This window comes from uncultured Psychrosphaera sp., assembly GCF_947500655.1.
Taxonomy (GTDB): Bacteria; Pseudomonadota; Gammaproteobacteria; order Enterobacterales; family Alteromonadaceae; genus Psychrosphaera.
The window spans coordinates 181,873-206,412 of record NZ_CANMSK010000003.1 but is presented as its reverse complement, the minus strand read 5'-3'; the positions used below and the strand labels follow the sequence as shown (position 1 = coordinate 206,412).

Annotated in this window: 21 protein-coding genes; 15 read left to right on the top strand and 6 right to left on the bottom strand. The window is 37.2% G+C overall.

The features are described 5' to 3' along the window. Positions 1 to 106 precede the first annotated feature (106 nt). Positions 107 to 1,288 (bottom strand): YbfB/YjiJ family MFS transporter, encoded by a 1,182-nt coding sequence (locus tag Q0940_RS04370; protein ID WP_299264547.1) that lies wholly within the window; start codon positions 1,286 to 1,288, stop codon positions 107 to 109. A gap of 284 nt (positions 1,289 to 1,572) precedes the next feature. Here Q0940_RS04370 and Q0940_RS04365 point away from each other — a divergent pair, with 284 nt between their 5' ends. Both Q0940_RS04365 and Q0940_RS04360 read left to right on the top strand, forming a co-directional pair. Then, a complete protein-coding gene (locus Q0940_RS04365; RefSeq protein WP_299264545.1) occupies positions 1,573 to 2,550 on the top strand; it encodes a class 1 fructose-bisphosphatase in 978 nt (325 codons plus the stop codon). A 105-nt stretch (positions 2,551 to 2,655) separates the two neighbouring features. Beyond that, on the top strand, positions 2,656 to 3,117 hold the full coding sequence (locus tag Q0940_RS04360) for a hotdog fold domain-containing protein (RefSeq protein WP_299264543.1): 462 nt from the start codon (positions 2,656 to 2,658) through the stop codon (positions 3,115 to 3,117). A 104-nt stretch (positions 3,118 to 3,221) separates the two neighbouring features. Here Q0940_RS04360 and purU read toward each other — a convergent pair whose 3' ends face one another. Further along, the gene (gene purU, locus Q0940_RS04355) at positions 3,222 to 4,082 is read right to left on the bottom strand and encodes a formyltetrahydrofolate deformylase (protein WP_299264540.1); all 861 of its coding nucleotides are present in this window, start codon (positions 4,080 to 4,082) and stop codon (positions 3,222 to 3,224) included. 252 nt (positions 4,083 to 4,334) lie between these two features. Here purU and Q0940_RS04350 point away from each other — a divergent pair, with 252 nt between their 5' ends. From Q0940_RS04350 to gloA, 5 genes are all read left to right on the top strand, one after another. Further along, complete coding sequence (locus Q0940_RS04350; RefSeq protein ID WP_299264537.1) at positions 4,335 to 5,255, top strand: manganese-dependent inorganic pyrophosphatase; 921 nt, start codon at positions 4,335 to 4,337, stop codon at positions 5,253 to 5,255. A gap of 224 nt (positions 5,256 to 5,479) precedes the next feature. Further along, on the top strand, positions 5,480 to 6,604 hold the full coding sequence (locus tag Q0940_RS04345; RefSeq protein WP_299264729.1) for an MFS transporter: 1,125 nt from the start codon (positions 5,480 to 5,482) through the stop codon (positions 6,602 to 6,604). 666 nt (positions 6,605 to 7,270) lie between these two features. Then, on the top strand, positions 7,271 to 8,053 hold the full coding sequence (locus Q0940_RS04340; RefSeq protein WP_299264533.1) for a toll/interleukin-1 receptor domain-containing protein: 783 nt from the start codon (positions 7,271 to 7,273) through the stop codon (positions 8,051 to 8,053). Positions 8,054 to 8,299: 246 nt separating this feature from the next. Next, complete coding sequence (locus Q0940_RS04335; protein ID WP_299264530.1) at positions 8,300 to 8,782, top strand: hypothetical protein; 483 nt, start codon at positions 8,300 to 8,302, stop codon at positions 8,780 to 8,782. Positions 8,783 to 9,164: 382 nt separating this feature from the next. Beyond that, positions 9,165 to 9,692, top strand: a complete 528-nt coding sequence (gene gloA, locus Q0940_RS04330) for a lactoylglutathione lyase (RefSeq protein WP_299264527.1) — start codon at positions 9,165 to 9,167, stop codon at positions 9,690 to 9,692. 124 nt (positions 9,693 to 9,816) lie between these two features. Here the strand turns inward: gloA and Q0940_RS04325 are convergent, their stop codons facing one another. Continuing rightward, positions 9,817 to 11,925, bottom strand: a complete 2,109-nt coding sequence (locus Q0940_RS04325; protein ID WP_299264525.1) for a hypothetical protein — start codon at positions 11,923 to 11,925, stop codon at positions 9,817 to 9,819. A gap of 313 nt (positions 11,926 to 12,238) precedes the next feature. On the opposite strand from Q0940_RS04325, the gene Q0940_RS04320 reads away from it, so the two are divergent. The 3 genes from Q0940_RS04320 (at position 12,239) to Q0940_RS04310 (ending at position 14,937) form a co-directional block, all read left to right on the top strand. Beyond that, positions 12,239 to 12,607, top strand: a complete 369-nt coding sequence (locus Q0940_RS04320; protein ID WP_299264524.1) for a DUF3703 domain-containing protein — start codon at positions 12,239 to 12,241, stop codon at positions 12,605 to 12,607. A gap of 15 nt (positions 12,608 to 12,622) precedes the next feature. Next, positions 12,623 to 12,934, top strand: a complete 312-nt coding sequence (locus Q0940_RS04315; protein ID WP_299264521.1) for an NIPSNAP family protein — start codon at positions 12,623 to 12,625, stop codon at positions 12,932 to 12,934. A gap of 101 nt (positions 12,935 to 13,035) precedes the next feature. Beyond that, the gene (locus Q0940_RS04310; protein ID WP_299264519.1) at positions 13,036 to 14,937 is read left to right on the top strand and encodes a hypothetical protein; all 1,902 of its coding nucleotides are present in this window, start codon (positions 13,036 to 13,038) and stop codon (positions 14,935 to 14,937) included. A gap of 227 nt (positions 14,938 to 15,164) precedes the next feature. Here Q0940_RS04310 and Q0940_RS04305 read toward each other — a convergent pair whose 3' ends face one another. The 3 genes from Q0940_RS04305 to Q0940_RS04295 form a co-directional block, all read right to left on the bottom strand. Continuing rightward, a complete protein-coding gene (locus Q0940_RS04305; protein ID WP_299264516.1) occupies positions 15,165 to 17,369 on the bottom strand; it encodes a S9 family peptidase in 2,205 nt (734 codons plus the stop codon). Positions 17,370 to 17,599: 230 nt separating this feature from the next. Then, positions 17,600 to 18,193: a hypothetical protein gene (locus Q0940_RS04300; protein ID WP_299264514.1), complete on the bottom strand. Its 594-nt coding sequence runs from the start codon at positions 18,191 to 18,193 to the stop codon at positions 17,600 to 17,602. Between the two features lie 159 nt (positions 18,194 to 18,352). Further along, a complete protein-coding gene (locus tag Q0940_RS04295; protein WP_299264511.1) occupies positions 18,353 to 19,138 on the bottom strand; it encodes a methyltransferase in 786 nt (261 codons plus the stop codon). Between the two features lie 164 nt (positions 19,139 to 19,302). Between Q0940_RS04295 and srmB the strand changes: the two genes are divergently transcribed. The 5 genes from srmB (at position 19,303) to pilB (ending at position 24,467) form a co-directional block, all read left to right on the top strand. After that, positions 19,303 to 20,532 carry an ATP-dependent RNA helicase SrmB gene (gene srmB, locus Q0940_RS04290; protein WP_299264508.1) on the top strand — a complete coding sequence of 410 codons (1,230 nt, stop codon included), beginning with the start codon at positions 19,303 to 19,305 and terminating at the stop codon, positions 20,530 to 20,532. Positions 20,533 to 20,585: 53 nt separating this feature from the next. Further along, on the top strand, positions 20,586 to 21,107 hold the full coding sequence (locus tag Q0940_RS04285; protein WP_299264505.1) for a retropepsin-like aspartic protease: 522 nt from the start codon (positions 20,586 to 20,588) through the stop codon (positions 21,105 to 21,107). A gap of 68 nt (positions 21,108 to 21,175) precedes the next feature. Next, positions 21,176 to 22,027, top strand: a complete 852-nt coding sequence (nadC, locus tag Q0940_RS04280) for a carboxylating nicotinate-nucleotide diphosphorylase (RefSeq protein WP_299264501.1) — start codon at positions 21,176 to 21,178, stop codon at positions 22,025 to 22,027. A gap of 80 nt (positions 22,028 to 22,107) precedes the next feature. Then, positions 22,108 to 22,629 carry a prepilin-type N-terminal cleavage/methylation domain-containing protein gene (locus Q0940_RS04275; RefSeq protein ID WP_299264498.1) on the top strand — a complete coding sequence of 174 codons (522 nt, stop codon included), beginning with the start codon at positions 22,108 to 22,110 and terminating at the stop codon, positions 22,627 to 22,629. Between the two features lie 35 nt (positions 22,630 to 22,664). Then, complete coding sequence (pilB, locus tag Q0940_RS04270; RefSeq protein WP_299264495.1) at positions 22,665 to 24,467, top strand: type IV-A pilus assembly ATPase PilB; 1,803 nt, start codon at positions 22,665 to 22,667, stop codon at positions 24,465 to 24,467. The last annotated feature ends 73 nt before the right edge of the window (positions 24,468 to 24,540 follow it).

Below are 24,540 nucleotides of genomic sequence, written 5' to 3'. Positions count from 1 at the left end.
CCCGATAAGACGAACAATAGGAATTGATTTATGAATGAGATTGATTCACTTCTATTTTTAGCGATGGCTTTCAAAAGTGTGCTTATTTAATGCTGCTTTATTGAGTTTAAGAAGAAACCACAGATGGTAAATTACGTTTAGCGTAACCAAGTAGTAAAATACCGCAAGCAACAATAATTGCAGTTAAGTACAAAGCTTGATCATAAGTATTAAATTGTTTGATTAAAGCGACAGAATATAAAGGTGCGAGTATTTGACCAACGCCGTATGCCGATGTAATAGCACCCATTATAAATACGGGATTTTTGCTTGATTGTTGGCCGCCAAAATTCATAAATAAAGCGACTAAACCAATAAAGGTTGCACCAAAGAGCAAACCACTGACAAGATTCATTACTATATTGTTAGAAATAGTAGGAATTAAAATCCCAACTATCTGTAACAACATCGCGACTATCATAATATTAATGCTGCCAAATCTATGCGCCAAACGCATCCAGATAATACAAGATGGGATACCTGCAAGGCCAACAGCTAACCAAACATATCCGCCGTAGCCAGCTAGACCATCTAACGAATTAACTATGTCGGGAAGGAAGGTTGCTTGTACCACCATACCAACACCTTCGGTGAAGTAAGCCAAAATTAGAATGATCACCATTGGTGAAAATAATGATTTATCAAATTCATGCTTAACTACTTGGTCTTTTGGTTGTTTTTCAAATTGTAAAATGTAAACGCAATAACATGATAGTAACGCGCCCAATAGAGCCAATATTAGCCATGCATCTTTCCAGTCACCGCCATAATAAAATACAGCTCGCATTAATAAGTCGGTAATGACTATTGAGAACCCTAATCCGCTAAAATGTATGCCCATCGCTTTAGTTTTACTGGTTGCTTGTAGTTTTAGCATTACAACCGCAGAGCCTACAACTAAAGCCATTGCAGCGCCAAAACCAGCAAGTAATCTTGCAATTATCCATACCGTACTATTTTCGGTAATGCCCAATACCAAAGAGGAGACAACACAGAGGACGAGTCCTAAACGGAAATATTTTACCTTGCTGTGAATGTCTTTAATAAACACAGAGAAAACAGAACCTGTTAAATAACCAACATAGTTTAATGATGCGAGAATACCTGCAAAGGCGATACTAATTGTATCTTCTAACATGGCAGGTAAAAGTGAGGTAAACACAAACCGAGCTACACCAACGCCAACCACTAGAGCTAATATGCCAGCAAGTAAAATAGAACTATTTTTGTCTCGGTTGAAGATTGACATATTTTCCTATTAAAATTTTGATTGTTGTATTTAGTTACTACGGCTTGGAGATATTTTATGATCAAGCAGTATATGACTAATTGATATCAATAAGGAAGTTAGCAATAGGTCTAATTAAGATCAAAAAGCGCTAGCAGGGTTAGAGCTAATAGTTATTGCAGTGAATTGACTTTGCAAATTTTAATAAAAAAAGTTAAAGCCTGTTAAAGTAAGGTCAGAATAAGCGTTTCTTAGAACCGCTCTATATATTTAATAAACTTAAACAAAGAAGGCGACGTTAACTTATGCGCAGACTAGCTCCAGTATTACGGGAAGATGGTGTAGAACTCGATTTGATTTCTTTGGTTCGTACCATATTAGCCGCGTGTAAAGATATTTCATTCCGTGTTGGACAAGCTGAATTAGCTGGTGTTTTGGGGTCAACTTTAGACGAAAATATTCAGGGCGAAACACAGAAAAAACTAGATGTATTATCCAATCAACTACTAAAAGACATGTTACTAGAATCTGGTTTCGTCCGCGCTATTGCCTCGGAAGAAGAAGACTTTGTCGTGGAAGGCGAAGCTGGTGGACGCTTTTTAGTGGCTTTTGACCCTCTTGATGGCAGCTCAAATATCGACATAAATAGCATAACTGGAACTATTTTTTCTATTCTACCAATACCGGACAACAAACCAGAAGGTGAGCCAATAACCGAGATTGACTTTTTACAGCCAGGTCGGAACCAAGTGGCATCGGGTTATATCATGTATGGCGCATCTACAGTATTGGCGTTAACTACAGGTAAAGGCGTAAAACTGTATACGTTAGATAAAACTCATGGCTCGTTTTTATTAACCAATGAAAACGTGAGTATCCCAGAAGAAACTCAAGAGTTTGCTATTAACGCCTCCAACCAACACAAATGGCAATCGCCAATGCAGCGCTATATTAGCGATTTATTAGATGGGAAAAACGGAGTGCGTGGTAAAAGCTTTAATATGCGCTGGGTTGCTTGCATGGTGGGTGATGTACATCGGATTTTATGCCGAGGTGGCATTTTTACTTATCCTGCGCATACCGACAATGACGCACAACCTAATAAATTACGACTATTATATGAAGCAAACCCAATGGGATGGTTGATAGAGCAAGCTGGTGGTTTAGTCTCTAACGGTGAGCAAAATATATTGGATATTCAGCCAACTGAATTACACCAGCGAGTGCCTGTTATTCTAGGATCTAAACAAGAAGTTCAAGTGTGCTTGGATTATCATAATTAATCTTATTGATAGCTGTAATAAAGGGTTTGAGTTTATCTGGTCGGATGTGTTAATTTATCTCGATTAAAAGTAATACTAAATAAAAATAAACAGGGTAAGCAGAAAATGAGCGAAAATTACGTATTAAAATTATTTAACAAATTAGAAAAATACCCATTTGGTCATAAATTATTTTCTATGTTTGCTGCTAGAAAAGCACCATATTTTCAGACTATTTCACCGGTTATAACTAAAGTAGTTCCGGGTGAATGTCATTGTTTAATTAAAAAGAAACGGGCAGTAGAAAACCATATAGGCACAGTGCACGTTATTGCTATTTGTAATGGCTTAGAAATGGCAATGGGTTTTATGGCAGAAGCTTCTGTTCCTAAACATTTACGTTGGATCCCAAAAGGCATGCAAGTGGATTACACCGCCAAAGCTGACTCCAATATTCGTTGTGAAGCTGTATTAAAAGACAACAAATGGGAAGAGGGCGATGTGATTGTTGATATTAACGCTTATGACGAAAACGACGTAGTTGTGGTTAAAGGTCATATTAAGCTTTGGGTTTCTGCTAAGAAATAACTAGGCTGAGGTGCATTGAAATAAAAGCCGTAAGTAATGTGATCACTTACGGCTTTTTAGTTTGTTTTATAACCGTTTTCTTTGTAACTGTTTAGGCTCAGAGCTTAATCAGAAAAAACAATAGTCTTGTTGCCTTGCACCATCACTCTGTGTTCAAGGTGATATCTTAATCCTCTGGCAAGTGCTGACTTCTCACACTCTTTACCTTTTCTTACCATATCTTCTATAGAGTCACTGTGACTAATACGAGATGTTTCTTGTTCAATAATAGGCCCTGCGTCTAACTCAGCCGTAACATAATGACAAGTCGCACCTATCAGCTTTACGCCACGTTTATGCGCTTGGTGATACGGTTTAGCGCCAACAAATGATGGCAAAAAACTGTGATGGATATTGATCACCTGATGTTTAAATTTCTGACAAAGTGAGTCAGGGAATATCTGCATAAACCGCGCTAATACAATAGTATCGGTTTGGTATTGCTCAATTAAATTTTCAAGTTGAGAAAATGCAGCTTGTTTATCGGTTTTAAAATCAACATGATGAAATGGCAGTTGATACCAGTTTGCGTATTTTTCCATTTCTGGATGATTAGCAATAATCGCCACAATCTCACAATCTAGCTCTTGTTCATGCCATCTGTGCAGTATATCAGTTAAACAATGTGATTCTTTACTGGCTAATAACACCACTTTGTTTTTAATTTTTTTAGGGGTAATTGCCCAAGTCATTTGAAACTGCTCAGCGATAGTAGAAAATTGTTTTCTTAGCGAGTCAAAACTAATAAGACTTGGGTCAAATAGCATTTCGTGACGCATGAAAAATGATTGAGTTTCACTGTCGGTATGATGATTTGCATCTAATATAGTAATATTGTTTTTTGCTAAAAATTGACTCACCGCAGCAACAAGTCCAACTCGGTCGGGACAAGAAATGGTGAGTGTTAGTTTATTTTCTAAGTTCATGTGTGCCAATGGATTTACTATCAGCTGTCTAATCTAATGATAAATTAAGCAAAAATAAAGCTGATATTGGTATAACTTAATCTTAGTTTTCTAATATATAGTAAAACAGTGGTGAATTGATTAGGTTATTACTTAATTCAAGACTCGAATTTTATAAAAAACCGTTTATAATTCCGTGCAATAGTTTTATTGCCACTAGTTTTGCCATTAATTTGGGTCGACTGGCGCAACATTTAATTTTTAAGGTTTGATATGCCAAATTATGTAGTGGGTCATAAGATCCCAGATTCAGATTCAATTTGTTCAGCAATTGCGTTGTCTTATTTAAAAACAACATTAGGTGAGCCTACTGTGCCAGCTCGTTTAGGCGAACTTTCTCCTGAAACGCTTTTCATTTTGGATAAGTTTGGTTTTGAACAACCTGAACTTAAAACAAGTTATGCCGGTGAGAGCCTTTATATTGTTGACCATTCTGATCGCGTTCAAGGGCCAGATGATATCGACCAAGCTACAATCTTAGGCATTGTTGATCATCACAAACTTGGTGATATCACCACATCAACACCGTTAGAAATATGGGTACGTCCGGTTGGTTGTACCAATACTATTATTAAAATGATGTATGACTTTCATGATGTAGCAATTCCAAAAGACATTGCTGGTGCCATGATGTGTGCCATTTTAAGTGACACGGTTCTTTATAAATCACCAACTTGTACGACAGCTGACATTAAATGTGTTGAAGCATTAGCTGAAATTGCTGGCATTTCAGATCCGTTAGATTTAGGTATGGAAATGTTTAAAGTAAAATCTGCAGTTGAAGGCACGCCAGCACGTGACTTAGTGCTACGTGATTTTAAAGACTTTAATATGAACGGTAACTTAGTAGGGATCGGTCAACTAGAAGTTATCGACCTAGCTATTTTTGATGAAATGAAAGCGGACTTAGAAGCTGACATTATTAAGTTAAAACAAGAAGGTAAGCGCCATACGGTTATGTTGTTATTAACTGACATTATGAAAGAAGGTTCTGAATTCTTAGTAGTAAGTGATGATACTTCTATTATTGAAAAAGCATTTAACGCTAAATTAACCGACAATAAGTTTTGGGTCGATGGCGTATTAAGCCGTAAAAAACAAGTTGTTCCACCACTACAAGATGGGTTTGCTTAAACCTAATATCATTTTATAAATAAAGCCGCCAAGTTAATAGCTAGGCGGCTTTTTTGTGTCTGAGAATTATTTTGAATTTTATCTCAATAAGGTAACAGTTCTGTGGCACACTAGAGTTCAGGCCATTGTTGGCTATTAACTACTCACAATAAGTTTGTCGCACCATGACTAAAATTCAACAACTGCTTAAAAATACCACCCAACCACAACTGTTTTTACTGGTTATGGCATTCACTATGCCGTTTGTTTTCCAAGTATGGATGACGCTATTAAATAACTTTGTGGTAGAAAAGGCTGCATTTACTGGTGCTGAAATTGGCATGTTGCAGTCTATTCGGGAAATTCCCGGATTTTTAGCCTTCACCGCTATTTATATTTTGATTGTTATCAAAGAGCAAAAGTTCGCTATTTTATCCCTTGGTTTATTAAGTATAGGTGTTGCGGTAACGGGCTATTTCCCATCTGAATATGGTTTGTTTATCACTACGTTTATCATGTCAGTTGGCTTTCATTATTACGAGACTATCCAACAAAGCTTAACGTTACAGTGGTTAGATAAAAAAGAAACAGCACACTTTATGGGTAAGCAATTGGCGGTTAAATCCTTTGCTTCATTAATCGCTTTTGCTGGCATTTGGTTGCTTATGGGGCAGTTAAGCATAAGTTATGAAACCACTTACTTATTAGCGGGCATTATCGGATTTTTAGTTGTGCTTTGGATGGCGTGGCACTTTCCTCAATTTGAGCAGCCACATACTCAGCACAAAAAGTTTTTCCTTAGAAAACGTTATTGGTTGTATTACTTACTCACGTTTTTAAGTGGCGCTCGTAGACAAATATTTGTGGTGTTCGCTGGGTTTATGATGGTAGAGAAATTTGGTTATAGTGTTAGCGAAATTAGTATTTTGTTTGGTGTTAATTATATTTTTAACCTGTTCTTTGCCGCAAAAATTGGCAAGTGGGTTGGAATAGTTGGTGAGCGTAATACCTTAACGTTTGAATACGTTGGATTAATCTTAGTATTTACCGGTTATGCGTTTGTTGAAAATGCCAATATAGCCGCAGGTTTATATATTATTGATCACATGTTTTTTGCTTTAGCTATAGCGATTAAAACTTACTTTCAAAAAATTGCTGATAAACAAGACATTGCAGCAACGGCATCCGTGAGCTTTACCATCAATCATATTGCCGCTGTAATTATTCCAGTTTTACTTGGTTTTCTTTGGTTACATTCACATATGTTAGTGTTTTTGGTAGGAACAGGTTTTGCTGTTTTAAGTTTAATTGGTAGTCGTTTAATACCTGATAATCCGAGTCAGACGGAGCATATTCGGGCGCGGGTGTGAGTTTTGTTTTTTTCCTAAAAGGCTGGAAGCCTTTTAAGGGGTAATTTGTTTTGTGCTATTACCGTGACATTGTATTTGGCTGAACTCTAAGGTTTCGCCCCTCGGCGGTCATCAAGAAAACATCCCTGTATTGATGGCATCCCATCATCCATGATGTGAACAATACCTTTTTTCAACAGCCAAAAAGGCGGTGTATTCTTTTTTTTGTGTGATTACAGTGACATCGTATTTGGTTGAACTCTAAGGTTTCGCCCCTCGGCGACCATACCTTTTTTCAACAGCCAAAAAAGGTAGGCGAAAAAGGCCGCTTCCAAACAAAATCTAATACTTCATTAAATAGTTATTTTTGTTTATAAAAACGGACTGAAAAGTCGTCCCTGACAAACAGTCCTTTCTCAGCATCCATGCTTCGAATTTTATAAAAAATAATATTTAACGAAGTGATTTTGTGATGGAGAATTAAAAGCAAAAGCAAAAGCAAAAGCAAAAGCAAAAGCAAAAGCAAAAGCAAAAGCAAAAGCATTACAGCTTTATATGCCAATTACTTTCTCTAGCAATTAGTTAACTACTCTGGTAAAAATAAGTGATTCAGGAAAGTGAGCTATGACTCGGTAGAAAATACGCAATTCGCTCGCTATAAACATGTTATAACCTCTTGGAGTCTGGATGATCTTTCTAAGTTACAATCATAATGACAAAGATGTCGTAAAGCCTTTGGCTAATAAACTGGCAAGTGTGTTTTCGTCAGAAAATATATTCTTTGACGATTGGTCTATACAGCCGGGCGATGGAATTATAGCTTCGATGAATAAGGGGTTAGACCAAACTAAGTACTTTTTCTTTTTCGTAAGTAAACATAGCCTTCAAAGTAAAATGGTTGATTTGGAATGGCAAAATGCATTGTTGAAAGCGACCAGAGGCGATTTGAAACTAATTCCAATCAAGTTGGACGATTGCTTAATGCCAGCTATCCTTTTACAAACTTCATATATCGATCTATTTGGTAAGGGCTTAGAAGTAGCTTTTAGGCAAATGGTTGATGTTATAAATCAGAATAATGAACAGCCTGATATATCACAACAGACATATGAAAATGTAAGAGCATTTATTAGTAAAAATGCTGATAAAATTAACATAGAAATACGTGCAATGACATATATGGCACCGCAATCACGTTTTGCTATTTTAGTTTCTAACGAAGAAGCGGATTTTGGGAGATGGGAAAAAGGAGCTCCTATGTTTCAAGGACGCTTCCAAGAAAAAGTTGCTCAGCTTACAAATGGAAATTGGGCAAATGCCTTATATTTTGAAAGGCAACGGCCATTATCCCCTGGTTTTCCCTATGTACTTGAAATATCGGAAAAACAGGGTAAAAAACTTAATCTAATTGAAGTTATGCATGCAAGTGATGAGAAGTTTTATAGGTTTATTCCTAGGCAAATAGAATGAGGTTATAATAAATAAAGCGGGTCAGGGTAAAATTAAACCCAAAGACGCGCTAGATTGCTACTCAGTTGATAGCTGCGTTGAGGCTGTAGAATAATTCTTTTTTTAAGAAAATGGCCGGTTTTATGAGATCCAAATGCATTACATAGTGCGAGAAAAGCGCTTAGAATTTGTTACAGGAACTATGTTTTTCATTAATTTGGGCTGTTGAAGTGATTCTACAACTTTTTTATGTTTCAAGGGTACAACGTGAGAAAAATATTAATTTTACTGCTAGTTACTTGTGATTCATTTTCTTGCCAGCTAAGAGACGAAGAGCGCTTTCGAGATCATTTTTTTGAGGCGATGAGTGCTGGAAAAATAGTGGCTATTGCGGAAGTAAAGCGAACTTATCAGCGTCAAGATATGTGTGGTTCGAAAAAATTCTGTTCAGATAGCGGGTTAGTTTTTGAAATTAAGGAACTATTAAAAGGAACGTCCTCAAGGTTTGTTGAAGCATTTAGGTCAACTAGAACTTCTTGTTTTGAGAGTGAACTTCATCCTCCAATTATAAGGGAATCTGGTTATTCAGACTTTTTAATCCGTTATCAGGTGGGTAATGATTACCTTGTTGTAATAGACGAATTGGAAAACGACTTTATCCTTGTTGCAGGAAAGAGGTTAAGAGATAGCTTATTACTGATTAAGAAGTACCAGAGTGTTGGTATAGCTAGCAAGCCGATGAAGAAATAAAACGAAATAAAATGAAGGTTTACAAGTTACTTAAACGAAATATAACGCTTAAACGAAATATAACGGGTCAGAACAAAATTAAATATTCTAAATGTCATTTAGATATTTAAATTGTTAGAACGTAATTACTGAAAGGAGAGCAGGCAATAAGTCGTGGTGAAACTGTGTCTAATATTGAAGCCGAAAATAAAATGGATAAATGGCTGAATTAAATTAACCCCGTGTCTACTTTTACGAGGTCACATCAATCTCGAATCTCGAATCTCGAATCTCGAATCTCGAATCTCGAATCTCGAAACTTGCAACTAAAAATTAAATTTTACACGGCCTGCTTTTATCCTTAACATCCTATTCAGATTTATAACTTTCCTTAAGGATTTCAATGTCTAACTATAACGAATCAGCAGAACAGGTAGCTCAAGCTACTGATGGCTATGTTATGCAACAAACTATGTTGCGTATTAAAGATCCAAAACCGTCTTTAGAGTTTTATCAAAACGTATTAGGTATGAAACTTTTAGGTAAGTATGACTTTCCTGCTATGGAATTTACGCTTTACTTCCTTGGCTACGAGCAGGAGTTACCTACAGGTGATGACAGAGCTAAAGCTGAGTGGGTGTTCCGCCGTCCTGCGTTAATTGAATTAACGCATAACTGGGGCAGTGAAAAAGACGAGAACTTTGCTGGCTACCATAGTGGTAATGAAGACCCACGTGGTTTTGGTCATATTGGTATTAGTGTGCCAGATGTTTACGCTGCCTGTGAACGTTTTGCTAAATATGATGTGGAGTTTGTTAAGAAGCCTGATGATGGTTCAATGAAAGGTTTGGCGTTTATTAAAGACCCTGACGGTTATTGGATTGAAGTTTTATCTGCCGAAGGTATAACAGATATTATTCTTGCTCAGTAGTTTTTTGTAGATAAAAGAAACGGCCCATAAATCATAAGATTTATGGGCCGTTTTTATATAAAGCCTATTGTTTTTATATCATGTGTAACCATGAAAGCTACACAATTATAAAAGCTAACTTATATTACATACGCGTGTAACGAGACAAGCTAGTGTAATCTGTCGCTGGGTCAAATAAACACTGAAAGCTATCAGCTTCTACGTTCATTAAATGGCATGTGTAAGTTTCCTGAGTCGCCTCATTGAATTCTTGATCACATGCTTCACGGATTTGGTCAGTACCTTCAAGTTCTAAAGTATTACCTTTTTTAACCCATGAATAGTTTGATTCATATAAGTTACACGAGTTATTGTCAGACTTAGACTCGTAATAACCTGTGCCGTCAGCTTTTATATCGTCGATTGTGGTACCTGTCCATTCACAATTTTCATCCATATATTCAACGCGGTATTTACCAACTAACTGGCTACTTTTAGCTACAGGCTTATCCATACTGCCAGCATATTTTGTTACTATGCCATCCATTTCTACACTAGTAACCATACTCATATCCATCTGTAAGCTATTAAACATGTGAGCCATTTCATATTGTTGCATACAAGCATCAACACCACCCATGTTTGACGATAAACTATTGAATGTGTTGGAAGTGATTAAATCTCCAATTTTACGATAGTTCAATGCCACGCTCATTAAACCGTTAGCTTCAATTGATTCACTAGTCTGTTCATTAGCAATTTTTGTTGATTCTTCACCAGAAAAAACAACCAGATGTTTGCCTTTAATCGCAGCTTTAAATTCAATTGAAGGTGGCAACATAGGTAAGTTTAATACTGCTGGAGTACCATCGTCAGATAAAGTTAAATCAGCGAAAAACGGTAACATTTTTGCCATATTTAATAATGTAGTTGGGTTTTCAGTTGCGATGCTTGCTATAACGTCTATATTTCCTGGCATTGGATTATCGTCGCTCATAGTAATATCAAATAATGATACACCAACACCTTGAACGCCTTGAGCCATTGCTGTCATCATACCTAACATAGCTGGGTTTTGCGCACGTGCCATGCCTTGAACTATTTGTAATTCACTACAATTATATTCTACGTTAGTGAATTGTGTCCATAATGCAGTAACTGCAGAGCCTATGTTATCGGCATTTACACCTAAACCAAACGCAAAAATTTTATCTCTAGACATTGTACTATGTAGTGGTAAATGCCCCTGCATTTGTTGTAGCTCAGTAACAACATCTGTATTTGTTAGCTCTAATGCTGAGTGCATATCAAACTCCATACCGCTGTTATTAATGTTTAAAGATTGATAACCCATTACTAAACGTGGCATTGAATCAGCAAGTTGACCATACTCAGCTCTACATTCAGCTGTTATGCTTCCTTGGAATTGACCAAACTGGTCTTGAGGTAAATAAGTTAGTAAGTCACGGCCTAGGCTATTACTTTCTGGCGATAATATTGCTTGAGCAATTTGGTCAAATTGAATGAAACCAATCATGTCGTCAGTGTAGCTATAACGATTTTTTAAATCTTTAACCGTTGAGCTAGTCGCTAATGACATTTCTGGTTTAACAATACCGAAACGACGTTGTTTAGCCATTAAGTCATCTTTATTAGTTACAAAGGTGATAACCACATTACCTTGATGATTAGAAATAGCTAAGTAAGCTTCATCTTCTTTATCATTGGCGGTTAATTTCCAGGTACGAGCTTTGAATGCACCTAAGTCTTGCCATTCATATTGCCATTCGCTGCTTTGTACTGCATCTTCAATTAATGCATTAAATACATCTTCATTAGCAACATCCATGCGTAGAACTGGCATGATGCCATCACTATAGAAAGCAAAAGAACCCGTTAGTGATATACCACTAAATGCAGCTAGTTCGCCCATTGTTCCTTCACTAAAGTCATTATATTTATTCATTAAATGAGTAAAAAAACGAAGCTTAGGAGAGTTTTCTTGATCTGCAGATATTTCGCCTAAAAGTGTTTCCCACACTTTTGATTGGCTAGGAGATGTCGGCATAATCGGATAATCTTTAGCAAACTCAGCCATTGCATCTGTGGAAGTACCGCCAAAGTAGTATGCAGTATCTGCAGGCACATAAGCTAAGTTTTCGTTAGATTTTTGCATTGGTAGCCAACCCGCATTCCAAGCGAGAAGCCCGCCGGATACTACAATAGCTGCAGCAAATAATGTCCATTTTTTCATGTAAAAAGTCCTAAATATTTTTTGATAATTTAGAGTCGAGTATTACTATCACGCTCTAGATGTAAATTGACCGCATACTTTCTCTTTTTTAACCTTTAAAATCAATAGGGTATTTCCTAGTAGATTTGATATTTAAATCCGATAATATTATCTACCACTCTTTTTTTAGTCATGCAACTGGCTTGAATTAATGATAAATATAACGATTGCTGGTATAACAATGACAAGCACAATTAAGGTATCAAATTACCGATTTCCTTCTGTAATTGGTTATAGCTTAATTGGTTAGAAGCTTAATGAGCTGGAGACTAATATGAATTTCAAATTTACCAAAAACATTAAGCCCTTTGTCGAAGAAGAATTACAATTAGCTTCGTTAGCTAATTCTCAAGGTGACAAAATAAAAGCCTTTAAGCATTTAGAAAATGCACACGTGATTGGTCAAAACTCCACATACTTACACGTTAAAGTGCACTGTTTAATGTTTGCTTGGGCGCTAAAAGCAAGAAAACCTAAAGAGCTTTTTGGGCAAGTCATGAGAATATTTGGTGCTGCAACTAAGACAGCTATTGGCCTAGTACCAGAGGGGAATACTGGCGGCGCTAATGTTAGCCCTTTTAAAGTTATGCCTATCAGTGTTGAACATGCTCATTATATAAAAACTGCAAAAACGACTAAATAAGAAAGAGTAATAACTATGATCACTTGTTATCTTAACTACGTTATTGACCCATACAAACTGAAAGAGTTTGAGCATTACGCTAATCTTTGGATCCCGTTAGTAAATAAGTTTGGTGGCGAGCATCATGGTTATTTTTTACCTTCAGAAGGGGCTAATAACAAAGCATTAGCTTTGTTTTCTTTTCCAAATTTGGCCGCTTACGAAGAATACCGCACAAAATCCCTGCTAGATGTTGAGTGTATTAGTGCATTTCAATATGCTGAAGACACTAAATGCATTTTAAGTTACGATCGTAGCTTTTTCCGTCCCGTATTAGGGCGAAGTTAGGATGACAACCGTTTACTCATCGCGTGTAAATAAGAGCGTTCAAAAAAACTGGCTCAATCAATCAGACGTTAATTTAACCCATTAAGTGGTAGGGAACACCAATGCATCACACCCCTTGTTACATTTCACTACGTATTATTTATATTCTTTTTTTTATTAATATCAGTGTTGTTTTTCCTCTACAAGCTTCACCTTTTATAGACGCAGTATCAGAAGCCGATGCGGGTAAAGCCAAAACCGTCACTTTTATCCGTGACTACACTTACAACGCCAGTGAAAATGATTCAAAAGTCAGTGCTAGGCGGGCAGCGTTAGAGCAGCTACAAAAAGCCGCGATAGAAGAAGTTGGCGTACACGTTCAGTCTAGTGTTGTTAATCATGATACGGTTACGCAAGGTACTGATACTGAAAGGACTTTAAAGCGAGAAATGCAGCTTAACTTTAAAACATTTTCTCAAGCACTGACAAAAACAAAAATATTAGAAGAAAAGTGGAATGGTGAAAGCTTCTATATAAAAGCAGAGATTGAAGTTGATCCTAACGGTATTACTGCTGCAATGAAATCAATTGAGGCGGATAAGCCGATTGTTGATGTTTGTAAAGATAACTCAGATAAAGTCGAAGTGTTATGGCAAAAACCAGCAAATACCGAACGTAACCAAGCCTTGTATGATATTGCAATTACAGCAAACTTTGATGATGATTGTAATCGCTGGCAATACGGTGTTTTATCTAGCCTTACTCGTCACACCAATTATCCGATACCCGCTTACCGCGAGTTTCTTTTTAGTCAGGTTAGTAGTGTAAAAGCTTACGAACTTCCAGATTTGTTACCTAAGGTTATAAATTACGCAATTAGACATAGCGGCAATACCACTGAAGAAGAATGGAAGGTGATACTGGCTGCAATGCAACGTATCCCTCAAAGATATGTCTATAGTGTTCTGAGAAGCTTATCTTATTTAAATGCAGTAGATTATAAGAATAAGATCAATGACATTATCAGCTTAGCGTCCAGTAACAAATTAGGTGATCCCGCCATAAGCAAAGAAAGTGCAATACAAGGCATTATTAAAGTTTCTTTGGAAAAACATAAACAGTTAACCGCTAAGCTTTATTTAGCTTATGCAGACCAGCTATCCGACATTGATAAACTCACGCCAACGGTTATTAAAATTTACCAATGGGGACACTTGCCAGAGAATAACGAATTTATTGAGTTAGCCGATGAGGTATTTGAGTATTTTATTAATAGTAATGACTTCGATAGTGCTAATAACAAGAGCAACGATAGAACAACAAGAGCTTTGTATCAACTAATACAACCTTTGATGAATGAACGTTCGGCACAGGATCCAAAGAATCAATACCTCAAAGATTTAATACAGCACTACCCGAGTCAATTTGCTTACGTTATTGAGTCACAGAAGATCCATGAATCGTATAAAAACTTGTTTTTACTTAAATACAATTTGCCGTCAAATAATTTATGTTCACCTGCTGAATGTGCAAAACAAGCGGCTAATCGCGAGTTAAGCACGACAGAGCAAAACCTATTTCTTGATTACCTAGTTGCGTATGGCAATAGAGCAAAGCCAGTAGAGAAAAACATTGTGAAGTTACTTGATAGGTCACGAGCTATGGGGAGTTCAGCTCTTAGAACTCACAGGAAAACCCAATTGATCATTATTTTGGCTAATATAAAAACAACCAATAGCAAAGCGATTGACTTGTTAATCACAAGTTTAAAAGACTTTGACTATAAAGTGCCTCATACCGCGATAACAACATTGAGCGCAATATGGATGCCTGCTTTTGAACGTATGAAAGTCGTGTTTGCTGACTCAGAGGATTTAAGCAAACGACGAATGGTAGAAGCTATGAGAGAAATGCCACCTTCTAAAGACATTCTAACTTTTTTACAGTCGTTACCTGTGCCTAAGAATCAGGCTTTGAAGTTTGCTATTGAAGATGCAATTGAAGTCCATGAAAGCGCACAATAAAACGTTCCATTTATACAGTTAAAATTAGCTAATAAAAAACGCCCTAATTTCACAATTAGGGCGTTTTTGTTTGAGCTTAATGAAATTAAAGCCGTAAGGCTTTAGAGCTGTAAGGTTGTAAGGCGTTAAAGCTGTAGAGCTAAAACCTTCAAGCCCCATGGCATTCCAGCCCTCAAGCTTTCAAACCCTATAGCCTTCCAGCCCTACGGCCTTCAAACCTTCCAGCCTTAAAGATTCTTATCAAAGTAACGCACGATGGTTTTCGCTAAATGTAAGCCTGTTTTTTTACCACGAATACTGTGTTTACTGCCCGGATACGTCATCACGTCAAACGGTTTACCTAAGTCTTGCAAGTGTTTATATAACTTAGTTGAGTTAGTGAATAAAACGTTGTCATCCGCCATTCCATGGTAAATCAACAAGTCACCTTTAAGGCCTTCAGCGTATTGGAATACGTTGCTTATTTCGTAGTCTTTATTGTCTTTACCTGGGTGTCCTGCAAAACGTTCTGTGTAGTGTGTGTCGTATAAACCCCAGTCTGTAACTGGAGAACCAGATACACCTACTTTATAAACGTCAGGTGCTTTAAACATGCCCATAATGGTCATGTAACCACCGTAACTGTGGCCATAAATGGCAATACGATTTGGGTCAACAAAGTCCAAAGTTTTAACGTAATCAATTCCAGTTAATTGGTCTTTAAGTTCAACGTTACCTAAATGTTTGTAAATAGGATCTTCAAACTTTTTACCACGGTTAGCTGAGCCACGGTTATCAAGGGTAAATACCACGTAACCTTTTTGGGTTAAATGTTGGAACAAGGCATTACGGCCACTCCAGCTATTGGTGATCTGTTGTGAACCCGGACCGCCATAAACAAAATTAATAACAGGGCGTTTACCTTCAAAGCCCTTTGGCTCAAAAATACGGTAATACAAGGTTTGTCCGTCTTCTGCTTTTAACGTGCCAAAGCGTGGTTTGATAAAGTCAGACTTGTACGGATAAAACGGGTGGTTTTTATCTACTTTGTTTTCTTCCATCCAGGTAATTTGCTCGCCATTGGCTTTATGTAAACTCACTTGCGTTGGCTGCATGATGTTGGAATAAGAATCTAAGTAAATGCTAGCGTCTTTAGAAAAACTAACACGATGATAACCGTCACGTTTAGATACACGAGAGATCATATTTGGCTTATTAAGGTTTACTTTATAAACATGGCTCTCCAGCGGCGTGTCTTTACGGCCTGTGAAATAAATGTCGCCCGTTTTTTTGTTTACCGCTTTAAGCGCATCAACAACCCAGTCGCCTTTAGTTAACTGAGCAATTAACTTACCTTGATAGTCAAACTGATAAAGGTGGTGGAAACCATCACGCTCAGAACCCCAAATAAAGCTGTTATCTAAGTATTTAAGTGAGTCATGAATGTTTACCCAAGTGTCAGATTTTTCTTGAATAACCACTTGCTGCTCTAACGTTTTGGCATCGACAAAACGTAACTCAAGTAACTGCTGTGTACGGTTTTGCCATTGGTAACTAAAGGTTTTGTTGTTTGGTAACCATTTACCACGCGCAAGGTAAATGTCTTTGTCTTCTCCTAGGTCAATCCAGCGAATGTCATCAGCTTTACCAGCAACATCCATAATACCTAATTCAATGTTCACATTTGGCGTGCCAGCAAAAGGGTAACGCTGATCAACTAACTTGATGCTGTCGGCGTATATTTCGTTACGAGTCACCACTTCAACCGGAGACATATCTACTTTGGTTAACGCAATTTTAGACTCATCGCCAGACCACCAGTAACCAGTCATGCGGTCTATTTCTTCTTGGGCTACAAATTCAGCCATCGCATATTTAATATCGCCGCCACCAAGTGTCGTTAATGCTTTGGTTTTGCCCGACTTAATATCAATAACATACAGGTTTTGATTTAACACGTAAGAGACAAAGTTACCCTTTGGAGAGAACTTAACGTCAGTAGCAAAACCTTCAGAGTTAGTTAACTTAACGGCTTTTTTTGTTGCCAGTTGGTAATAATACACATCACCAGCAAGAGGGAACATAAGTGCAGAACCATCTGCCGACCAAGTGTATTGCAAGATACCTTTGCCATAAATGCGCAAACGTTCGCGGCGCGCTTTTTCTTCATCCGACAAATTTTCAGCGCCAGACATTAACGCCTTGGAGTCCACCAACATTGAACGTTCACCAGACTCAACATTGTATTCCCACAAGTCATAACGATTGTAATCGTCAGTACGAGATTGAATGTAAGTGGCACGTTTCCCATCTGGCGATACCGTTAGGTTTTTAGGTGTTTTGCCAGAGAGTGAAGGGTCTGAATAGATACGTTCTAAGCTAATTTTTTCAGCTTGTGCTGTTGATGAAAGCGCCATCAATCCAGCAAGCAAGGTACTAAGTAATTTGTTCATTATTGATTCTTATTTTTGAGGTTATAAGACGATTAGAAAACTAATTTTTTACTGTCAGTTCTAATTTTCAGTAGATAATGCCAGAGTCCGACCAAGGATTAAATCCTCAACAACCAAACTTGAGATAAAAAAGATGGATGGTGGGGTAAGGGGGAGAAAAGGCTGATGTAAGAGATAAAGCTAGGCTCATTTATTTCAACTACTCTGGCCAATGGGAATTTAAAAAGTATTTATTTAAGGCTATTAATTTGTTTATTTATAGCTGTAATTCTAGTTAGTTTTTTCTTAAATATACGGTTTAAATTATTCCTTGCTGAGATAAATAACTCTGCTGAAGTGGTATCATTTTTACTATTTTCATTACTAATAATTTCGTTAATTTCTGAGTTTAACTTTTCAGTTTTATCAAGTATCTTGAGCAGATCAGTGAAATCCTCAAATTTTGCCCGTGCATGTATTTTTGAATATTTGGATAGTGCTTGGCTATATGGTTCAATCTCATTTAAATACGTATCAACATCAGAGTTTTTCTGTTTAATACGAATGAGTTCTCGTGCGTATATAATTGCGTTAGTTTCTATTTCGGAGAGTGACTCAAATACTTCTAAGCATAGTTGGGATTCGTTTTTATACTTTTCTTGAGCTTTCCAGCTGTTTAAAGCAAATAAAGCAACTCCAGCTGTAAAAACTCCAGCGAGCGCTGAAACAATGCTTCCTGCTTGAGCTAGTAAGTTCAAAAGGCTTTCATTGGAAATAAAAATACCTCCGAAAATAGAGCCGGCTAAGAAAACTAATAAGCAATAAAAAAAATATGTAAATCGCATTTATGTTTTGGTGTCCAATAGAACTTAGATTATAAAACACTACATTAAATAATACCCTGTATCAATTTTATGTATTTAGAAGTCGATAGGGGCTGCCGCATTGATTTATAGTGTTTAGATTTACTAGATGGTTATTCATTCCAATCTATCGATTTATTCTCACATCTTCAAATAAAACGCTTTGCACAAATCAATATATTCTGGCGTGTAATTTTGCTCTTGGTCTCTAATTGTCAAAGTGGATGTTGTTAGCGTTTCATCGGTTTTTGGTAACTGCTCTTTTTTCAAACAGAACAACACTCGGCTTATTGGCTTTTTGGGTGTTGTTTTCACTAATAACTGTTTGGTTAAGGTGAATCCCATATTTTCTGCCAACGTAATCACTTTGCTTGCTTGTTCTGGTGGCAACACCAAGTTAAATTCGCCACCTTGTGTTAGTAAGTTATCTACCGCGATTAACAGTTGCTCAAAGCTCATGTGCTTTGTGTGGCGGGCTAAGTTTTTGTTTTGGCTGTCACTTAATAATGAGTCTTCAAAATAAGGCGGGTTAGACACGATAAGATCAAAGCTTTCAGGTTCAATTTTTTGTTCTTGTTGCCATGACAAAAAGTCGTGATGAATGACCTGTATTCGCTCAGCCCACGGTGACTGCTTAACGTTAAAAATGGCTTGTTGGTAAGCACTTTCATCAATCTCTAACGCGCTGATATTGGTTGGCTGATTGTTAGAAGAATGCTTAAAAGCACTGGCTAATGACTCAGTGCGTTGTGCCAACATTAACGCGATAAGTCCGGTTCCTGTGCCAATATCTAAAATGTTTTTTGTGTTATCCACACCTGCCCAAGCGCCTAATAAGATGCCATCTGTATTTACTTTCATGGCGCATTGTTGGTGCCAAATTGAAAATTGTTTAAAACAAAAGTCGGCAGGAGTGCTACTTATCAAGATTAAGGTATCCGTCGTATAACTAATTCCGCTATAATACCAAAATATTTTACTTTGATGTTTTGTAAGTTAACGTTTTGCCAATATAAAAAGGCACAAGCTGTATAAAAACTCACAAACATCAGAGCCGTGTTTTATCCATAGATAGTATTTCAGGAATTTTAATGTCGTTTAGTGAATTTGATTTAGACCCTCGCCTTGAACAAGGCATTTATGCAATTGGTTATACGCAGCCAACAAGGGTTCAAAAATTAGCGATACCTGAAGCGCTAGAAGGGTTAGATATTTTAGCTAGCGCGCCAACCGGTACAGGTAAAACGGCTGCGTTCTTAATTCCGGCTATTCAGTATTTATTAGACTTCCCTCGTAATGCGCCGGGTTTTGCTCGGGTATTAGTGTTAGCTCCAACTCGTGAATTAGCGTATCAAATTTTTGAAGTAGCTCAACAGTTAACTGCGTTCACAGACTTAAAGTCAGGTGTAGTAACGGGTGGTATTAACTACGGCAGCCATAAAGAAATATTTGAAAAAAATAACGACATATTAATCGCCACACCCGGTCGTTTAACGGAATACTTGGAAGCTGAAAGCTTTCACTGTGAAAATGTTGAGATACTTGTATTAGACGAAGCTGACCGCATGTTAGACATGGGCTTTCGTAGCTTTATGGCAACCATTGCTGAGCAGTCGCGTAATCGTAAACAAGCTATGTTGTTCTCTGCCACATTAGAAGGTCGTGGCATTATTGAGTTTAGTAACCAAGTATTAACAGAAGCTGCGCGTATTGATGCAGATGCGCCACGTAGAGAACGCGGTAAAATAGTGCAGTGGACTCATTTGGCCGACAGCACAGATCATAAATTTGCTTTGTTGCTGCATTACTTAAAATCGGAAGAAGTCACCAAATCAATTATCTTTGTAAAAACCAAAGAACGTTTGGAATTAGTAGTGCAAAAGCTACAAGCTGAAGATATATCTGCGACGTATTTACAAGGTGACATGCCTCAAGATAAACGTTTAAAGGCAGTTGAACGTGTTAAGTCTGGCCGTTCTACGGTATTAGTTGCAACCGACCTTGCCGCTAGAGGATTAGACATAACCGATATCAGTCACGTATTTAACTTTGATATGCCACGCACGGCTGACATCTATGTTCACCGTATTGGTAGAACTGCACGAGCTGGCGCAAAAGGTTTTGCCATTAGCTTGATTGAAGCGCATGAAATGGCGGTTGTTAAAAAGATTGAACGTTATACAGAACAACAGTTTAAACATAGAAAAATTAAAGGTTTAGAGCCTAAGAACAAAGAAGCAAGTGTGCCGAAGAAACATAAAAAGCCACATAAAAAGAAACTTGCTAAAGCGGCTGTTAAGAAAAACAAAAAGAAGAAGTAGCCAAAAATAAACTTAACCCAATTGTATTACAAACCTAGTGGTAGTTATTTAATATGAGCAATCAACCTAAACAAATTGGTAAAACCTTCTCATTCATTTTTTGGGGACTTTTGTTAGCGGGTCTATTTTATTTTTTCCAAGATAAATTAGCTAAACAAGAAAATCCAAACTCCAATCCCAATTCTTATCAAGTTGGTGATGTTCAAGTGCTTGAGCTTCAACGCAATCGTTATGGTCATTACGTTACTAGTGGAATGATCAATCAGATTGATGTTGAGTTTATGTTAGATACTGGCGCAACCAATGTTGCCGTTCCTCAAGCGGTAGCTAACAAGGTTGGTTTGCTTAAAGGCCGTGCGGTGCAAGTAAATACAGCCAATGGCATAGCCACTGCTTACACCACAGTGATAGACCAATTAAACCTTGGTGAAATTCAATTGTTTGATGTAAAAGCCACTATTGTTCCCGGTATGCAAGGCAATCAAATTTTATTGGGTATGAATGTATTGAAGCAAGTAGAATTCCGTCAGTTAGGTGACCAACTGACGCTAAAACATCATATTAGTAATAACTAAAACTGCACTAGTTAAATAAGAAATAATAAAATAACTATTTTCAACAGTCAAAATTGTAAGTAATTGAAATGCATAAACCTTATATAAAGCAACAAGTTAACCAAGCCTTAAGCGAAGACCTAAATGGTCAGTCAGCCTTTGATGGCGATATCACCGCACAACTCATTCCTGCTACACAACAAGCCACAGGCAAAGTGATCACTCGTGAACTAGCCGTTATTTGCGGTGTTGAGTGGGTGAACGAAACTATGAAGCAAGTTGACTCTAGCTTAGTGGTGACTTGGTTAGTAAAAGACGGTGATGAAGTTAAACCTGATCAAACCTTATTTATTGTAAAGGGTGCAGCAAGGGCTATTTTGACAGCCGAGCGCACAGCGTTAAACTTTTTACAGACCTTGTCTGCTACAGCAACATCAACGCATAAATACGTTTCTAAAGTTAAAGCATTGGGTAGTTCCACTAAAATTTTAGACACGCGTAAAACAATCCCAGGCTTACGTTTTGCACAAAAATACGCTGTTAAATGTGGTGGTGGTGAAAACCACAGAATAGGTTTGTTTGATGCATATTTAATTAAAGAAAATCACATTCAAGCTGCTGGTGGCATTACGCAAGCAGTTGCACGTGCACAAGAATTAAACCCAAATAAAACCATTGAAGTAGAAGTTGAATCTGAACAAGAATTGATGGAAGCAATAGAAGCTGGTGCGCATATTGTTATGTTAGATAACTTTGACGTGGCACAAACTGCTAGTGCAATGGAATTGGCCGATGGCCGCGTTAAGTTGGAAGCGTCAGGTAATATGGACGGTGAAAAGTTTAAAGCGTATGCACAATTAAATGTCGACTTTATTTCAATTGGTGGCTTAACCAAACACATTGAAGCCATCGATTTATCTATGCGTTTTACTGAAATATAAAAAACTCATTTTATATTTGCATCTGATAAAATCTTAACTAGTATTCATTTTGGGAACAAAATTAAATATTAGGAGAAATTATGTCACATTCAAATATAAAGGGATTTACGTTAATTGAGCTTATGATAGTGGTTACTATTTTAGGTATTTTGTCTTGGTTTGCGATCCCGAAATATCAAAACTACAGCTTAAAAGCGACAGCCTCTACCCAAATCAGTTCGGCTATTCGGCCACTACAAAACGCCATTTTTGAATACGTTGCTTACAACGGACAATTACCAACAAGTTATACTGACTTAGCCAGCAGTGGATTTGTTGGTGATGATGGTTTGGAATACGACAGTGCTGCCGATTTCGCTAATGGTGCCGTATCAGGTATTGATGTTACTTTTCCAACCGACACCTCTAGTGAACTTATTTTAGGAGTCAATTTTGCCTGTACAGCTGTATCTTCTACTTGTGCAAAAATAGCCCCTAAAGCACTACAAACATTAACCGCTGAGTTAGTTATAAACCTCAATGATAATGGCTCTGTGAATATGGCATTGGATCCTAGTCGTGATGCCAACCTAGAGTTTGAAGGTTTTCTACCAAGTTTGTAATGTAATACTGAATTGGTCTATAGGGATAGGTTGTTATGCCAAATGTTATGGAAAACATTTTAATAAAGCAGATGCTAAGTCACGGTATTATTAATGAAGTGGACATTGAGTTACTAGACAAACAATCTAATAACTATTTAACCATTCCTTTAGCCTTAGTATCGGAAGATATTGTGACATCAGAACAGCTAGCGAATTTTTGTTGTACTGTTTTTGATGTCTCTATTTTTAATATTATAGCTTTTAACATTACCGCGTTTGAATTTACAGGCGGGCAATGCCAGCATCAAATGTTATTAGACGAATACTCAAACTTTATACGTGATAACCAAGTATTACCGGTAATGCAAAAAGGGGAGCTAGTTACTCTAGCCACGGCGGAACCATATAATTATGCAGTGCAAACTAGCTTTGAATTTAATACTGGCTTACATGTTGAATTTGTTTTTTGTGAGCCTATTTTATTACAGCAAACAATTTTACAATTACTTCCGTTAAATCAACCTAACTCTAAACACGGTTATTCAAATCAGGGCAGTGTCGATAAAAACGATTCAAGTCCAAGCCATTTAAAAAGTAGCGACAACTTAGATTTAGAGCTAGAACAAACTCCAGAGTCTGTAAACTCTTCTGCTGAACTCGTCATAACAACCTCAGCTTCTTTTGATCAGCAAGATGATCTTATTATTTCTTACGTAGATAAAATACTAAAGTTAGCTATTGAACAAGATGCATCAGACTTACACTTTGAACCCTATGAAAATAATTACAGGATAAGATTTAGAGTGGACGGTGTACTAATTAACAAAGGTTCACCTCCTGATAATTTACACTCTCGTTTAGCCGCAAGAGTAAAAGTGATGGCTGATATGGATATTGCCGAAAAGCGTAAACCACAAGATGGTCGTCTGAAATTAGATTTGGACCACAACAAACATGTTGAGTTTAGGGTGAGTACATTACCGACAATTTGGGGTGAAAAAGTCGTTCTAAGGATTTTAGATACTAACGGCTATATGGCTGATGTCACCCAATTGGGGTTTGAACAAATACAGCAGCAAAGCTATATAAAAGCATTATCACAACCTCAAGGGCTTATTCTTGTTACCGGTCCCACAGGTTCAGGAAAAACACTAACCTTATATAGTGGACTTAACTTTTTAAATACAGAAGATAAGAATATTTCCACCATTGAAGATCCGGTTGAGTATCATTTACAGGGGATAAACCAAGTACAAGTTAATCACAAAGCACAGCTAGACTTTGCTAGTAGTCTTCGTGCTTTTTTACGTCAGGATCCAGACGTAGTTATGGTTGGTGAAATTAGAGATTTAGAAACCGCACAAATCGCAATAAAAGCCTCCCATACTGGCCATTTAGTATTATCTACAATACACACAAACTCTGCCGCAGAAACCTTAAACCGCCTGAATAATATGGGTCTGCCAAGTTATAACTTAGCCAGTGCAATATCTCTTATTATTGCGCAAAGGTTAGTGCGTTGTTTATGTGAGCATTGCAAACAACCAGAGATAAACATTCCTAAGTCAGAATTAATTAAGCAAGGTTTTGAGACTGAAGTTGTAAGCAGTTTAAAGTTATATAAACCAATAGGTTGTCGTCGGTGTAATCAAGGATATAAAGGCCGTACGTCTATTTTTGAATTATTAAAACCCAATGAACAAATTAGGCAAATTATTATGCAAGGTGCGAATGCATTGGATATACAAAAAGCAGCAGTGACAGCGGGTATGATGTCGTTAAGGCAAGCAGGGTTGTCTAAGGTTTTACAGGGCGTAACAAGCTTGGAAGAAGTGAATAGAGTGGTGATTCATTAGCCTAAATTTCATGTTTAACCTGAACTTGGCTTATCTCGAGTTTAGGTTATTTAGCTAAAACTATGACGGATAA